The 16986-nt window shown below is 45.9% G+C and carries 9 protein-coding genes and 2 pseudogenes; 6 read left to right on the top strand and 5 right to left on the bottom strand.

The window, feature by feature from the left end:
• Positions 1-671 (top strand): annotated as a pseudogene (locus HX773_RS21370) (SOS response-associated peptidase family protein); the annotation flags it as partial.
• A 273-nt stretch (positions 672-944) separates the two neighbouring features.
• On the opposite strand, the gene HX773_RS21365 reads toward HX773_RS21370, so the two are convergent.
• Positions 945-1160, bottom strand: a complete 216-nt coding sequence (locus tag HX773_RS21365) for a YdgH/BhsA/McbA-like domain containing protein (RefSeq protein WP_101761856.1) — start codon at positions 1158-1160, stop codon at positions 945-947.
• Between the two features lie 1485 nt (positions 1161-2645).
• Between HX773_RS21365 and umuD the strand changes: the two genes are divergently transcribed.
• Positions 2646-3095: a translesion error-prone DNA polymerase V autoproteolytic subunit gene (umuD, locus tag HX773_RS21360; RefSeq protein ID WP_176973220.1), complete on the top strand. Its 450-nt coding sequence runs from the start codon at positions 2646-2648 to the stop codon at positions 3093-3095.
• 8 nt (positions 3096-3103) lie between these two features.
• The gene (gene umuC / locus HX773_RS21355; RefSeq protein ID WP_176973223.1) at positions 3104-4375 is read left to right on the top strand and encodes a translesion error-prone DNA polymerase V subunit UmuC; all 1272 of its coding nucleotides are present in this window, start codon (positions 3104-3106) and stop codon (positions 4373-4375) included.
• Positions 4376-4889: 514 nt separating this feature from the next.
• Here the strand turns inward: umuC and HX773_RS21350 are convergent.
• Complete coding sequence (locus HX773_RS21350; RefSeq protein WP_176973219.1) at positions 4890-5765, bottom strand: hypothetical protein; 876 nt, start codon at positions 5763-5765, stop codon at positions 4890-4892.
• A gap of 576 nt (positions 5766-6341) precedes the next feature.
• On the opposite strand from HX773_RS21350, the gene HX773_RS21345 reads away from it, so the two are divergent.
• Complete coding sequence (locus tag HX773_RS21345) at positions 6342-7550, top strand: AAA family ATPase (protein ID WP_176973218.1); 1209 nt, start codon at positions 6342-6344, stop codon at positions 7548-7550.
• On the top strand, positions 7547-8530 hold the full coding sequence (locus HX773_RS21340; protein ID WP_176973217.1) for a ParB family protein: 984 nt from the start codon (positions 7547-7549) through the stop codon (positions 8528-8530). The genes HX773_RS21345 and HX773_RS21340 overlap by 4 nt, the downstream gene beginning before the upstream one ends.
• 268 nt (positions 8531-8798) lie before the next feature.
• On the opposite strand, the pseudogene HX773_RS21335 reads toward HX773_RS21340, so the two are convergent.
• Positions 8799-9862 (bottom strand): annotated as a pseudogene (locus HX773_RS21335) (integrase core domain-containing protein).
• A gap of 2452 nt (positions 9863-12314) precedes the next feature.
• Here HX773_RS21335 and HX773_RS21330 point away from each other — a divergent pair.
• Positions 12315-13385 carry a RepB family plasmid replication initiator protein gene (locus HX773_RS21330; protein ID WP_176973216.1) on the top strand — a complete coding sequence of 357 codons (1071 nt, stop codon included), beginning with the start codon at positions 12315-12317 and terminating at the stop codon, positions 13383-13385.
• Positions 13386-14123: 738 nt separating this feature from the next.
• Here HX773_RS21330 and HX773_RS21325 read toward each other — a convergent pair.
• Both HX773_RS21325 and HX773_RS21320 read right to left on the bottom strand, forming a co-directional pair.
• Positions 14124-15271 (bottom strand): IS3 family transposase gene (locus HX773_RS21325; protein WP_176973215.1). Its coding sequence is split into 2 segments (ribosomal slippage): positions 14124-15034 and positions 15034-15271, totalling 1149 coding nucleotides; the frame shifts between segments, so codons are not numbered across the junction.
• A gap of 225 nt (positions 15272-15496) precedes the next feature.
• Positions 15497-16986: Ig-like domain-containing protein (locus HX773_RS21320; protein ID WP_176973214.1), on the bottom strand; the 1490-nt coding region annotated here is incomplete at its 5' end.

Here is a 16986-nt window from a genome sequence, read left to right as displayed (position 1 = left end):
CAGTTTTTGTTGACCACTACAGCGATACCTACTTTGACGCGCTAGGGGTCGACGATAGCGATTACATCCATGACCCAGAATCCATAGGGCGTTACAACGTAGCGCCTGGCACTAATGTACTGCTGATTAACTAGCGCGACGGTGAGCTCAAACTCGATCCTGTATACTGGGGATATGGTCCTGAGTGGTGGGATAAACAGCCATTAATCAACGCCCGCGTAGAAACCGCGGCCTCGAGCCGGATGTTTAAACCGCTGTGGAATCACGGTCGCGCGGTGGTACCAGCCGATGGCTGGTATGAATGGAAACGAAGCGGAAACAAAAAGCAGCCCTATTTTATTCACCACTAAAGCCATGAGCCCCTGTTCTTCGCTGCCATCGGTAAAGATCCCTTTGATAACCCGCACGGCCATGAAGGATTTCTGATCGTAACCGCCTCAAGTAATGAGGGCATGGTGGATATTCATGACCGAAGACCTCTGGTGCTTACTGCTGATGCCGTCAGAGAATGGTTAAGCTCGGACACTTCTTCCAAAGAAGCAGAGTTGATTGCAAAAAAGGCAGCCCTGCCTGAAAACAGTTTCCTATGGCACCCTGTGACCGCCAAAGTCGGCAGCCCCAAAAATCAGGGAAAGGAGCTTATCCAGAAAACTGACGATACAGTGTTTTAAGTGGCGAATAACGCGCTGCTGCTGTGAAGATTGGGAGTCGTTGGAGTGTTAAAATGCCATTACTTCAACAGATTAAACGGGTTGCTTAACACTCAGCTTGAGTTTTATAAGCCCTTTGAACTTTACACGATTCAACATTCTTATTTTATGTCACGAATCCTGAGGTTGTCATATTCCGGCTATAACGCTTAGTAAGACATTTAAGCTAGTTAAGATGCGAAAAAGGCCGCCCATAGGGCGACCTCTTCCGGCACTTCCTTTTGCGACCATCTGTTATTTATAAAGCTCAGCGGTCATGTGAACAACGTTGCCGTTGCTGGCTTCAAGAATTTTGTACTGCTGACCCTGCTGCTGAGCCTGTGCAGCGATTTTCGCTTCAGCACCATCAAGTGTCAGGGAAGTAGCTGTAACGCTTTGCGCGAAGCTCGCTGCTGACATCAGTGAAAGAGCGGCTACAGCGGCGATAGACATTGCTTTGATAGTTTTCATGGTCATATTCCTTAGTGTGTATGGTTGAAAGCTTGTTCGCTTTCGATGGAATAATAATAACCATTGTTACCATTGCAATATTAACAATAAATTCTGGTATTGTGATCGTGCTAATTATCTCGCTGATAGGCATAACTTATAAATACGTCTCAAAGCACTACAATGAGTGACCCACACAGATCATTGACCGAGGATTGATGCAGCGCCCTCCACTCGTTCCACGCCTGCTTTCTGACGTTCGATCAGGATTGAAATCTCGTACCATAAGATGGCATGACAAGGAGTTATCCCTGGCCCAATGCTTCACGTAAATGCCTCAGACAGCTCCTAGACGGCTTTGGTAATAGTGACTGAAGTTAAAAGCATGTCGTTATCATCAGTCGCCACATATCAAGATAAACAGAGCGAATGGACTGATGATGTACTGTTAATGGGTATGCGCGAACACTATCCTGAGAATGAACTCAACTCTATGGTGGGCATCATCCTTCACATCAATCGCACTGATGCTGAGCACTGATGATGAAAAGTTTCCAAGCTAGACGGTTTAGATTTAAAGCTAAGAGGATGAGAAAATGCTACTGGATAAGCTGAAAGCCCTGGAATGCAGCTTTCATGGTGAGAAACGTCATGATCGCAACTGGTTAGAACAACGACTTCATCCTGATTTTTGTGAAATCACACGCTCGGGAATATCGGTTAATCGTGCTGAGACGTTAGCATCGCTAGTCCAGGAAAGAGTTGCCCCTATCATTATCAGCGATGACTTTCAGCTCATAACCACGACAGAGTGCAGCGCGATACTGCACTACAGAACATTTGAGAGTAACGGCGCCAAAGCTTCACTACGCGCGTCATGCTGGGTTCGCTCATCAGAAGATGTCTGGACGCTAATATTCCATCAGGGTACGCCCGCAGCAGGATCTGCGTAAGGGAGGCATCACAAGAACACACAAAGGTGGTTTTGTACTTAGACGATTATTTCAGGAAAAGAAAATCAACTGCCACCATCAAACCTATAGTGAGTGCGACGAAAGCCGCCCCTGTTGCGAAGGCATGTTCTGTAGCCTGCCCTTCCTGCCGGAGGTCACGAAACCGAACAGCGCCGATTTCTCGTTGGCTGCTACTCCCCTGCCCCGATTCGTGTGTCCCGCAATTGCTCACCACCCTTTAAAAAATAGACTTTTTAACTCCGGATACTTTCCTGATCCTACTGCGCTGTTCCTTAGAACGGTCACGGTCTAGCCTAACTTACAGGAGATAATCATTGGCCAAGCAGATACCACATATCGAAATGTAAAAAAAAGATCACTACCATCAGCGATCTGCGTACTCATCAGACTTTCTACCGCATCACTCCTCTTGCCAGATAAACTCCCATCCTTAATACTGTACATATAAACAGTGTTATTTGGGAGGGCCTTTTATGTACGACAAGCACACAACAGCAATGATTTTTAGGACTTTATATCGGAGTGCCGAGCTATGAAACCGGCCACTTACGCGAGCGGATTAACGTTTCTCTGGGCACCAAACTATAGTCCACCGCTGAAAATCCCCTTGTTTGCTGACGCTTGTTCAGCAGGATTTCCCTCCCCTGCTCAGGACTATGTTGAGTCGGAACTCGATCTCAATGAGTTATGTATACGTCGGCGTGCTTCCACTTTCTTTGTACGTGCCAGTGGCAGCAGTATGGAGGAGCTTGGATTATTTGATGGCGACGTCATGGTTGTCGATCGCGCTGAAGAAGCTAACCATAACGATATCGTTATTGCCGAAGTCGCTGGAGAGTTCACTGTTAAGCGTTTGCAGTTACACCCTCGCCTGGCACTATTGCCGATGAATCCGGCTTACTCCGCGATCTATCCAGATGAACTACAGCTTCTTGGCGTTGTTACCTGGTTTTTTAGCAGCACAAGAGCCCGTAGGAGGTAAACATGCCAATGTTTGGATTGGCGGATGTTAACTCATTTTATGCCAGCTGCGAGGCTCTCTTTCGTCCAGACTTACGCGGTAAACCCGTTGTCGTTCTTAGTAATAATGATGGATGTGTTATCGCCCGAAGTGCCACAGCAAAAAAATACGTCAAAATGGGCGCACCGTGGTTTCAGATTAAGGCGCAAGAATACCCCGAAAAGATTTATGTTTTCAGTAGCAACTATGCCCTTTACCACTCGATGTCTCAGCGTGTAATGACCGCTCTTGAAGAGATCACACCAAGGGTTGAGCAATACAGTATTGATGAAATGTTTCTGGATCTGACGGGCATAGACGGGTGCGAAAACTTTGAAGATTTCGGCCGACGTCTGCGTAAACACGTACTTGATACTACGGGACTAACCGTAGGCGTGGGTATGGGCCCCACAAAAACACTGGCCAAATCGGCTCAATGGGCAAGTAAAGAGTGGAAACAATTCCGCGGAGTACTGGCGCTAACGCCCAGCAATCCAAAGCGCACCACTACTCTTTTAAAAAATCAGCCTGTTGAGGAGATTTGGGGAGTTGGCCGACGAATAGCTAAAAGACTTAATCTGCTGGGGATTGAAACCGCGCTCCATCTCTCACGCGCTCATCCTAAATTCATCCGTGACAACTTCAGCGTTGTTCTGGAGCGTACTGTGCGAGAGCTTAACGGCGAATCCTGCATACCTTTGGAAGAGCTTCCTCTAGCCAAGCAGCAAATCGTTTGTAGTCGTAGCTTTGGTGAACGCATCACAACGAAGTTTGCCATGCAGCAAGCACTTTGCCAGTACGCAACGCGCGCAGCAGAAAAACTACGCGGTGAACGTCAGTACTGTCGCCATGTCAGCATGTTCATTCAAACGTCACCCCATGCACACAATGAGATCTATTATGGCAACACTGCAGGTATGAAGCTTTCGCTTCCTACGCAAGATACCAGAGAGATCATTGATGTTGCGATGAAGTCCCTTGATCAAATCTGGCTTGAAGGAAAAAGGTATATGAAAGCCGGCGTTATGCTCGATGATTTTACGCCTAATGGAGTGAGCCAGTTAAATCTGTTCGATGAAAATCAACCTCGGGCCAACAGCGAAAAGCTCATGAAGGTTCTGGATGGTATCAACCAGTCCGGACTTGGCAATGTATGGTTTGCTGGTCAGGGTGTCGATACAGAGTGGAAAATGAAACGTGAATTGTTGAGTAACGCCTGGACTACCAACTGGAACGAGATTCCTGTAGCCAGAGTGTATTAGAGCATGACAGCACGCTAAAAGATGAGATGCCCATTGAGCGTAAATATCTGATCGCCAATTTAGCGGTACCTCCGCACTAGCAGAAAATAATAAAGATTGTTCACACTCCTGAACCCTATGACGCGGAGGCGATGTTCAATGCATCAGGATCATGGTTATAACCATTTTCAGTGAGCGTTAAACTTAACACCCGGTCTCTTTCGATTTCCCAGGAACAAGGAAATCGAAATGTCGACGAAGAGGTTCACGCAATGAACTACATACCTGCAGTGTTTCCAATGTGAGAATCAATTCATCACGCACCATTGGCCTGGAATGACACTCATCTTCCAGGCCTTTTCAATCTGGTTGAAATTGTAAGAACGCTGAATGTCGGCGGGGCATTTTTGTAAGCAGCTCCCTAAGCTCTCTAATGCTATTAATTGGTTTCGACACAAGTTAGTACTTTTACCTCCCAACGTGGCGCCATTACTCACATAAACCCATCTGAAATAGTTCTGTTCTACGTCTATGATCACTCCCAATAGGTGATTGATGTTTTGATGATAGCATCATGTTTCTGAACAGAACTAACTCCAGACTTGGCATTGGGAGTGGTTATCGTTATACGCTGGTGTGCCAATATGCATTTACCCAATTCATTCCATTCGTGGCACGTGGTCACTGTCTTCTCTATGGTGAAATAGGTCGCTGTAGAAGTTAAACTGAACTCTCTACCTGATTGATCATAGGAATAAATGTCCAATACTGACGCTGAGCGCTTCTGAAGGAGTCGTCCACTGGCATCATACTCATAGATTGTTTTAGCATTATCTGAACGAAGATTACTTCTTCTATCCGTGCTCAGTAACCGCCCAATCGCATCGAAACGGTAAGATGTATTCGCTACTCCAATTTGATTTAGATTTCCTGTCGTTGCCTCAAATCTTTCGCCTGACTTACTTATTACTCCATTTTTCCCTAATAAGATCACGCCCTCAACTTGCTGGCTAAAGAGTTCGGTTCTCTTTTTTGAGTCTGTATCAGTCATGGCATTATCAAACTTCAAATTTGTTTTCCAGCCATACTCTTTTTTGTTGATTTCGGCAGAGTAGGTCGCCGTTAGCACTCGACTTCCCGTTTGGTAGTTCTTTTCCTTAGCGAACTCTGCTTTTATCAATTCTCCGCAACGGCTGAAAATAGCTGAAACTGAACTGTGGATGAAACCATCACGGCTTTTGATGGTTAGTACCATTGCTTTAGGAGTGTCAGCCGAAGGCTGCTCATCAAAGAGAATGAAATTATTCATCTTGTTACTTTGAACTTGCTGAGGTGAACACTCAGCGCTGCTCGCGTCGAAAGCGAAAAGTGATAGAAGAGAAAGTAGAACTGAAGCCTTTATCATTGCCATGAATCCATCCTGAACATTCCATTTGATAGGGCATTGTATCTATAATTTCACTATTGCCAAGATTGGTTATAGGTCTGTAGAAGCAGAATAAAAATATGGAAACCCACGGTCTATTTGCCGCTATAAAACTGCACGAGTGAGTAGAGCAATAACCTTGAATGTACGTCATCCTGATGAAAGACATTTAAGAAATCATATCCAAATGTTTGATAGGATAACAAGGTATCACTTCGCTTCAACTGGCGGGGGAAACGCAAATGCTCAAGGGAATTTCAATTTGAAATAAAAAACAAAAAATCATTATTTTCATATAGTTAGGATTGAAATGACCATGGGTGATTTTGCGATTTTTCATCACGTACTCGGAATTAAGAGAAGAGGGGGAGGGTGCAGCAAATCGCATCACCATTGACCGAATGGCCTTAGCTTATAGAAGGAAGAAGGCTGCCGGATAAGCAAAGATGAGTGGGATCAACATCTCATGTTCGGTACAACTTTTAAAAGAATATCGTTAAAAGTTGCACGCAACATCATAAGCTGTACACTGGCTGCAAAAGTTACCAACGGAGCGGAGTAATGAAAAGTAATTACGGTGGGGTAGACGTAACAGCACGTAGGGCAAATGCCATGCTTCGCAGCATGAGTGATGACATAACTGATAGACGTACCGAATACGGCCTCGATCAGTATTTCCAGACATTCACGCGAAATTCGGTAGCTAATCTACCTAAGCTTAGCCGCCGTGCTGTTGAGCAAGCGGTAGAAGAAATGGAATCTAAAGGGCATGTGTTTGGCAAAAAGGACGCCGGTAATGCCAAGCACTATGCATTAACCATCCAGGATGTGGTTGATATTTACGCTCATCGCAAAGTGCCAAAGTATCGCGATATTCATGCAGGCGAAGGGCCGTTTGTAGTATTCGTGGTTAACCTTAAAGGTGGCGTATCAAAAACAGTCACCACGGTCACCCTTGCTCATGGCCTGCGTGTTCACCCAGACCTATTACAATATGACCTGCGTACGCTGGTGATTGACCTCGATCCACAGGCATCCAGCACCATGTTCCTTAATCATACGAATAGTATTGGCTCAATCGTCGAGACAGCAGCTCAGGCAATGTTGAATGATCTGGATGCTGAACAAATCAAAGAAGATATCATCAAGCCGACCATCATTCCCGGCGTGGATGTCATCCCAGCTTCGATTGACGATGGCTTTATTGCCAGCCAATGGAATGACCTGGTTAATCAGCATTTACCGGGTGTTCTTCCCTCTGATGTATTGCGCCGGAATATTATTGATCGTGTTGGCCAAGACTATGACTTCATCTTTATTGATACGGGTCCGCATCTAGATGCCTTCATGCTTAACGCCATTGCCGCCAGCGATTTACTGTTAACTCCTACGCCGCCGGCACAGGTAGATTTTCACTCTACGCTAAAGTATCTGACGCGCCTACCCGAGATGCTTGAGCAGTTGGAGGAGGAGGGCATCACTCCCCGCATCAAAGGTAATATCGGTTTTATGTCGAAAATGACGTCTAAGCGAGATCATGAAATGACGCATGGTCTGGCTCGTGATGTGTTTACGTCCTACATTCTCGACGCCTCACTACCGCGCCTTGATGGCTTTGAGCGTTGCGGTGAGAGTTTCGACACCATTGTCAGCGCAGATCCTCACTCTTATCCAGGTAGTGCTGAAGCCCTTAAGAATGCGAAACGCGAAGCTGAGCGTTTTACGCAAGCTGTATTCAAGCGAATTGAGTTTATAAGAGGTATAAAGTGAAAAAACCGATGGTAAAACTTGGCCGCCAATTTGGTAAAACCGGTTTCTCTAAAACGCTGAATGAAATCGATGGCGAACGCGTTTTCACTTTAAAATCAGGCGCAGAAGCAAGCTTCATCCTTACAAGGGTGCTTCATGATGAGATTGAGTCAACTACCTTTGTAGATGCAGCGATAAATGGTCGCGACCAAGCGTTTCTGACCCCGGAATCAGTTAGTGATATTGCCCGGACCATAAAATTACAGCAGTTCTTCCCGGCTATTGGCCGCGAAATGGATGGGCGAATCGAGGTTCTGGATGGTTCACGCCGACGTGCCGCATGCATTTTTAATGACGCCTCATTTGAAGTATTGGTCACCAGTGACGAAATTAGCCTTGCTGATGCGCGTCAGCTTGCCATCGATATCCAAACAGCCAAGGAGCATACGCTTCGTGAGCTTGGAAGGCGTCTTCAGTTGATGTATCCAGAAGATATGAATAAGTCTGATATTGCAGAAGCTGAAGGGTTGTCTGCAGCCAAAGTCACCAGAGCATATCAAGCCGCAGCAGTACCAGACGAAATGATCGCCGTCTTTCCTTCAGTTAGTGAGTTGTCCATCAACGATTATCAGACATTGCTGGATATTGCTGACAAAGCTAAGACCCAGCATATAACCATTGAGCAACTCACTGCAGCGGTGCAAGAACGCATAAATAATGATGTATCTTATGCACCTGAAGATCCGAGTGCAAAAGCGAAAATCATCGCTTATTTCCGTGAAGAAAATGCCGGTGTGAAAAACAAGCGCGGTCCCAAGCAAGTCGTCACGGAAAAAATAGCTGACTTTAAGGACAAGAAACAGTTCGCCCGCAAGAAAACCGACAGTGAAAAAAGATTGGTTACATATGAGTTCTCACGCCTCCCGGCGACCTATCAAGCAGAACTAGATGCTGCTGTTAAAGCTGTGATAGCACGCATGCAAGCTGAAGGTGATAGCTAGCATGCATCAAAAAGAGGCACAGCTTAATTAACTGAAGCTGTACCTCTTTCGAATTCAATCAAAAACCCGCCCCAAAATCACTCTAACCCATTGTAATACATACAAAAAACAAAAATATTTCACATTGAAATTCCCATTAAACTCATCTAAAAATCATTAAACTAACAAGTTCAGCTCTATGTGAAACGTAAAGTGGAAAAGAGGGGGGAGGATAGGTGTAACTTATAATCGGCGCGTCATACCCATATCCCAAGCTTTACTTCCTTATTCAGGTCATCATTCCATAATAATTCCCGTTGTGCCTGACCGCGGCACATTCAGTTTGAGTCTGGCAATTCAACGCCGAATATGGACTGCACTTGTTATTATCCTGCCGACACTCATCAATCGTATTTCTACCGTAATTATTCTCGCTGATAACTTAGCTCATTCAGGCAATCATCTCTTAATCTTCCATTTGGACTCACATTAGATCCGTTCTGTTTCGGCTGACCCGGCTGGATGAGTCTTGGTTCTATATTATGTTTTAAGAGTCTTGCAGGTAAATGCCGATCTCTGAACAGTCCTTGTCGTCACCGGGTAGCTACGTAACAGCACGATACTGTCCAGAATATATGTGACCTGAACACCTGAAATCCGTAAAGCAGCGGTGATAGTCCGGCTCGCATCCGTGTAATCATTTACACTGGTCAGGTAATTAATACGGCGACAGCTGACGAGTGCGTCCATGATGAACTTCATCAACCTGACCAGGTTCAGTGCATCCGTAAAAAAAAGTGGAAGCCATTCGGCCACCAGCTTATTACACTGCTGCCTACGCTTCTCGTTAAGGGCGTTAGAATGATAAATGCCGTTCACTCTCTTGTAAGTGACATATAGATCTTCACGCATCAAAAGCCACCAGATAAAGCGATAACTAAAGCGCCGGCATTCGAAATACAGTTCATTGATGCGTCTTTTAAAAGGTACAAGGAGCTGGACGCTGTGACTTTTAGAGGCAGTTGTACATGGACAAATCAAAGAGCCTGAAGGTAAGTCACTGCAACAGGCCGGTCACACATGTAAACTCCACGGCTTTCCGTGATTTATCTATCGTCAGTGCTTTTGGATCAGAGCCATCTGAAACGCCTCTTAAGCCAGTATGACTTCGGCAAGCAGATTCATGAGCCGGGAATTGTTTTCTTAACTTAATGAGCTTCACTTAAGCGATTCGATGCCGACAAACTTCTTACACCGGATAGAAGAGGTCGTGTCTGAAATGGCGTGCTTGCAGATAGTTACCAAGGCTTCAGCCGTGTGGAAAAAGCTGATGATCTGTTCATCGGAAAACATCTCTTTTTGGGGATAGCCTCACAATCCTAATGTCGACATGGCTAACAAAAGGAGGTATCCATCAAAGTGCATTACGTCATGCATACCAAAGCCGATACGAATGTCATAACTTTTGCTACGGTGAAATAAAATCGTTTGATTCAGAACTAAGAGTGGATAGCTTGGTTAGGGTGGGGGAGATAACGTGCAAAAAAGCTGAAGGTTGATTTAAACATAATTTTGCCCCATTTCTTGTGCTGTATTTGTATTTCCCTGTAAGAATCCCTTAAAAACAATCGTTTATTAGCACTGACGTCGCTACGTGAATTTTAGTGGCTTCACTGCACCAATCCTCTGCAGAATTCTCCAGAACGCGTCACAAATTAGTGAGTAAAATTGCCCCTAAGCATCAATTTGTCATTTCAAGGTGTAACCACATTTCAGGTTATGCTCAGTGCTACGGTCAACTTGAATTCACCAGCTACCTGCCACAAGCGTTCATTTTACCATTTGAGGTTGCTAGGCTACATCGACTCAAGAACATATGATGTGGAATGGCATCAAATCAGGGGCTAGTAAAATCCCCGAGGTTTAAACAATGGGGGAAAGTAGGGAAGGCCATTACGGCTTCGCTAGAATTTTAAATTACGGTTCTGTTGAGCATCGCCATTATGTGCCAGCTAGCATTAGATCGGGATGATTAGGCTATAGACTCGGGCAATCGTCTCAAGATGATATAGCGTTCACGAGGTTTAGTGCCCGGGGTCTGATTCAAACTAATGACCCCCAGCTCGCTGATTGTTCATCAAACACTGTAGAGTCGGCTCTTCAATTCCATCATTTGACGTACTTAGATATGAGACTTTTAGTGGAAAATTCGTGTGTTTAATGCCTTGGGAAATTAATTTTTAAACCGCCTGTTACTACGGTTTTGCGGTACAGCTGATGCTTTAAAGCCGGCAAGAAGAGGTGTTGCTGAGCAAAATAATGTTGGGGATGTATAAAAAAAGTGTTCCAAGGTAGAGTTCAAAAGTTTTCTAACCCATTAAAAGAGAAGTGTATTATACGTATTTACATCAGTAAGTTACTGATTACTTTCTCTTGTTCTAACAGATCTAAGTCATCACTCATATTCTTTTAACAGCCCTTTTATTACGCCATTCTCTCAACAAATCCTGCTTCTACTATTTTGAAGATTTCACTTGATGCTTATTGGATTCCCCCATTAATGGCGGTTGATCTGATCGATGTGTAGGTAAGCATCTACACAAGTGATCAATTAAAAATGAAATTTATCATGGCATTGAGAAGGAATGAGACGGCACTCAACACTATCAAGTGTCGCCACTTGTTACTGCTTACAGGGAATGTGAAAGGCCTGACGAGCTAGATTTTGTTGAAAACGGAAAGTGTATGTCATGGGTAATCTCAATCCAAATGACTACTATAGCGAGTAAGTTACTCACTACAGCGGTCTTTAGCGTTGCACGAGCTACTCACACCTAAGTAAACCCATACCAACTCATTGGAACGAAGGCTAATGTGGATACTCACTACAATAGTCATCTTCTCTCTATAGCAGTCATCATGAGTTGCTGTTGAAAGTTAACAACGCGTTTATGATCCAGAAGCCAGGCATCAGTACTGTTATATGAGCTCTGTTAGAAGCGGTGTTTAGTACAAGCTCAGTAGAAATCCTCAATTATTACAAGCACAAACCACAGTATTCCCCGTATGTACTCACTGTATCAATGCTATGACCAGTCATCAGAGAGGCCAATTCTTACCCTTTGAGACGTATGAGTGGATAAAGCTTACAGGCTTATAGAGTTCCTTTATTTATCCCCATTATCCACAGGTCAGATCCAATAACTTGATCCTAATATGATCCCATAGAGATCCTAAACAGATCCCGACAACGCCACAGGCCTTGCTATCAGTGTGCTAAACGCCTGTCGATGACTGCTGTAGTGAGTGTAATGACCAATATAACGAGCATCTTGACTGCTATAGAGAGCAAAGATGACCAATATAGAGAGAACATCATGACTGCTATAGTGAGTAACGAGCTGATTTGCTTGTTAATAAGCCAGTTAATCGAAATTATGGTCAAACACCTGCTGCTCGTAGGTTCGGTTAAACCACTACATTTTCTGTGTTCTAAGTTTTAAATAGTTATGCACCGAAAACAGCACGCAAAATGGGCAATTTATTGGTTTTAAAGTTATCAACTGCATAGATCCAATAACAGATCCTAATAAGAACCTATATGTTCCAAACAGATCCCGGATCGCTCTGATGCCTTGCTGGACAAGGCTTTAGCGTTGATCGCTGACTGCTATAGCGAGTAGAAAGACTACTATAGAGAGTAATTAAACCGCTATAGTGAGTAGAATAACCGCTGTAGTGAGTGATAGTATCCACTGTAACGAGTAACGGCGACTATCGCTTGTTCAAATCACGGATTTTCCAAATGCCGAAAAAAGAACAAGAAATCAATCTGATAGCTGATGCTTTCAGTGAAACAGACAAACGAACCGGTGAAGTTGTTCACCTAACACCTAACAGTAATAATACTGTTCAGCCTGTTGCATTGATGAGGCTGGGTCTATTTGTTCCCACGCTTAAATCCACTGCAAATGGTCGTAAAAATCAGATGTCTACAATGGACGTCACCGATGAGCTGAAACAGCTGACGATCGTAAAGGCTGAAGGTTATGAAAATATCAAGATCACGGGTGCACGTCTTGATATGGATAACGACTTCAAAGCATGGGTCGGGATCATTCATGCCTTTGCGAAGTATAAAGTGCTGGGAGATAGCGTAACGCTTCCTTTCGTTGATTTCGCCAAACTCTGTGGCATCCCATCATTACGCTCGTCTGCGAAGCTTAGAACGCGTCTGGAAGCCTCTCTGACACGTATTGCAACGAATACCATCCACTTTGCCAACAAAGAGGGTGAGTACTACGTGACGCACCTGGTTCAGTCAGCAAAATACAGTGTCAAAAATGACACTGTGACCCTGCAAGCCGATCCTAAGATCTTTGAACTCTATCAATTTGATCGCAAGGTGTTGCTCCAGCTTCGAGCTATCAACGAATTAGCGCGTAAGGAGTCTGCACAGGCACTTTACACCTTCATCGAGAGCTTACCCCCAGATCCCGCCCCGGTGTCCATGCAGCGCCTCCAGGCTCGGTTAAATTTGACCTCTCGGCCTAATACTCAATACGCCACTGTAAGAAGGGCTATGGAGCAGCTGAAAGAGATCGGTTATCTCGATTACACAGAGTTCAAACGAGGATCGACGATCTACTTTTCGATCCACTATCGTCAGCCGAAGCTCAGACCTGCAAACATCCCAATCAGTCTTCCTGAACTTGAAGATGAACTGGATAATGAAGTTGAAATCGCACCCGCTAAGAAGCCGGTGAAGGCGAGGGCGGCTCCAAAAGCCAAGAAGGAGCCGGCCGGCAAAATGGTGATGTTGTCAGAAGAAGAACTCGCAATGCTTGAAACCATCAGGAAGAGCAAAAAGAATTAATCCTCATCTTCCGCAATCAGTCGGTTTTAGAAAGAGGCTCATCACTTCCTGGTTTGTTGACCGCTATAGAGAGATGCCTCTCTCTATAGCGGTCATTTACGTGGGAGAGATGGTTCGAGAATCCCCAATTCACTCGCTAAAGCAGTCATTTGTGATGTAATCTTCTTAACCGCTATAGTGAGGAAATGAAATGTTCTCTGTTTCAAAACGACTGCTATATAGAGTATAAGCCGACTATATTCGGCCAATATTCTCAACCGCCCTGGTAGTCACTAACCCCGCAACCCTTGTAAGCAGTGATGTTAGTAGGCACTAACACTAATTATTGACTCTCGTAAGTTGCACTCGGTCCTAAGCATCTTGACCGAGACAAATACCTATACTCTCCGAATACTCTCCATAGCAGTCTTTGAATTCATATCGATAATCACTCTCCATAGCAGTCATTCGAACAGACAGCGCTCTTACTCTCCATAGCGGTCATTACTCTCTATAGTGGTCATCATTTACAGCAAGTCCTCATCACACAATGAGTATGATTCTTGACCAAATTAGCCGGGGAGGAGTCTTAGGATCTGATTATTTAGGGTAAAAACGTTATTGCACATCGGACGTAACACTGTCACGTCTTAAAACATTGCTGTTAGCATAGAATTAGAAAACGGAGAGAAAAGTGCATGATTTTGGCAGATATGCAAAGCGTTAGGTTTGAACGAAATTTGAATCGCCACAGATAATCTAGACACTTCCGAGCCGTTGATAATATTGGTTTTCGTATTCTGCCGGTGGCATCTGATTGCTCGAACCATGCCGACGCCTACAGTTATAAAACATTTCGATGTAATCAAAAATATCGCTGCGGGCTTCTTCCCGTGTTCCGTAGATCTTTTTCTTAACCCGTTCGCGTTTCAGTAGCTGGAAAAAGCTTTCCGCAACCGCGTTATCGTGGCAGTTACCGCGACGACTCATGCTGCCTTCCAGACCGTGTGATTTCAGGAAAAATTGCCACTCATGGCTCGTGTACTGACTGCCCTGATCAGAGTGAACCAGTACCTGTTTTTGAGGATTACGCCTCCACACCGCCATAAGTAATGCGTTCAGGACAATCTCTTTAGTCATGCGGGGTTGCATTGACCAGCCGATAACTTTACGGGAGAACAGGTCAACCACCACGGCCAGATAAAGCCAGCCTTCGTGGGTTCGGATGTAGGTTATGTCCGTCACCCAACGCTCATCCGGTGAGCCCGGATTAAACTGCCGCTGGAGCCTGTTGGGTACCACGATGCTGGCTTCGCCTTTACGTGCCCTTGGGCTACGGTACCCAACCTGAGCTTTTATTCCAGCACGCTTCATCAGCCGCCAGACCCGGTTCACTCCACACTGCTGCCCGGTATCACGCAGATCGAGATGGATCTTGCGATAACCATACACACACCCAGACTCAAGCCAGAACTGCTTGATCTGCCCGGTCAGCATCTGGTCTGCCTGGTGACGCTTTGAATGTGGCTGCTGAAGCCAGAAATAAAATCCACTCGGATGGACGTCCAGAACCCGACAGAGCAAACGAACAGGCCAGCAACGGCTGTTGTCGCGGATAAAGGCGTACCTCAGTCGGACAGCTTTGCGAAGTACGCCGCGGCTTTTTTTAATATGTCCCGTTCGTCGGTAACCCGCTTCAACTCTTTCTGAAGATGGCGGATCTCGGCCTGAGCATCTGTCTGTTCATTATTACTGGAAGAATCAGGACCGTACTTTTTTACCCAGGCATAGAGACTGTGTGTGGTGATATCAAGCCGGGTGGCGACGCTTGCGATGGAATGACCACGATCAACGACCTGTTTAACCGCTTCAATTTTGAACTCTTCGGGATAACGTTTACCGCTCATGGGCACCTCTCTTTTAAGTCATCTTAAATGACTCTCAGGTGTCTGTTAAACCCGTGGCGATTCATAATTATAATTATAATTATAGGGAAATTATAAAAATTAATAGAATATTGCTAATACCATTAACCTTGCAGTCCTTAACTATAAAAATTCTAAAGATCGGAAGGCTTTCTCAACAGCCTTCCGTAATTAAAGTTATTTAACCTGTGCGAAAACTGAGAGGATCTATAGTTCGGCGGCTAAATAATTATGCTCATCCTTATAAAGCGAGGATATAGGCGGAGTAATAGCGTCATGATTTTCTACAATCTGGTTTTCGAAGTTCCAATCGGCTTCATTGATAGCCAGAATTAATTTCTCTTCAATTTCAGCTTGAAACACTTCATTGAATAACGAGATATCGCTATCGATCAACACTTCAGCAAAGGTCATGACATTGCTTGCGGCTTCCACCGTAAATGTAAATGGTGCGCTGTCACCGGCTTCAGTACGTGCAATGATAGCGTTAAATCCATCAGGCAAATCAGTAGTGATTTCCAGATACCATCCGCCGTAATAATCAGCTTTCACGCTACCTAACACGGTATCACCAGCATAAAGCGTAACAATCTGATTTGAGTCCGCACTTCCGAAAAAGACCGGACGCGTGTCATCCGTAATGAAGCCGCTATCGCTGCTAATATATTGAGTATCTCCAACCCTATCATATGCCATTTCAATGGTTACTGACGCAACGTCAGGCAATTCAACGTTGATCACATACGCCTTGCTTTCGTGGCTTCCGCTGCGTGCGATCACATTGTTATCGCCTATGTTCAGGTCGGTGGTGATTTCCAGGCTCCAGCGGCCATTTGCACCGGCTCGCACGCTGCCAAGCGCAATCTCTCCTGCGTACAAGGTCACTATGTGGCCAGGAGCCGCGCTGCCATAGAATGTGGGACGCATATCATCAGTGGTCATTCCACTGCTCAGAAACTGTTCATGTCCAACGTTGTCATAGGCATTTTCTATCGTGACAGAAACCTCGGACGCCACTTCCACGGTGATGTGGAACGGGCTGCTCTCCTGGGTCCCGGCGCGGGCGATGACGGCGTGGGTGCCGCTGGCCAGCTCGGCGGTGATTTCCAGGCTCCAGCGGCCGCTGGCGTTAGCGCGCACGCTGCCCAGCGCTGTATCGCCCGCGAACAGGGTAACAAGCTGGCCTGCGCCGGCGGTGCCGGAGAAGGTCGGACGGGTGTCGTCGGTTTTGCCGCTGCCGTTGTTCAGGTACTGCGCCGTGCCGACGTTGTCGTAGGCCTGGATAATGGTCACCGGCACGTCGGCCGCGGCTTCCACGGTGATGCGGAACGGGCTGCTAGACTGAGAGCTGGTGCTCGCGGTCACGACGTGGGTGCCGCTGGCCAGCTCGGCGGTGATTTCCAGGCTCCAGCGGCCGCTGGCGTTAGCGCGCACGCTGCCCAGCGCCGTTTCGCCCGCGAACAGGGTAACGAGCTGGCCTGCGCCGGCGGTGCCGGAGAAGGTCGGACGGGTGTCGTCGGTTTTGCCGCTGCCGTTGTTCAGGTACTGCGCCGTGCCAACGTTGTCGTAGGCCTGGATAATAGTGACCGGCACGTCGGCCGCGGCTTCCACGGTGATGCGGAACGGGCTGCTCTCCTGGGTCCCGGCGCGGGCGATGACGGCGTGGGTGCCGCTGTCCAGCTCGGCGGTGATTTCCA

Source organism: Pantoea sp. B9002 (assembly GCF_013385945.1).
Classification (GTDB): Bacteria; Pseudomonadota; Gammaproteobacteria; order Enterobacterales; family Enterobacteriaceae; genus Pantoea.
Note: the sequence above shows the minus strand (reverse complement) of the source record. Positions and strands in the feature narration are given on the sequence as shown.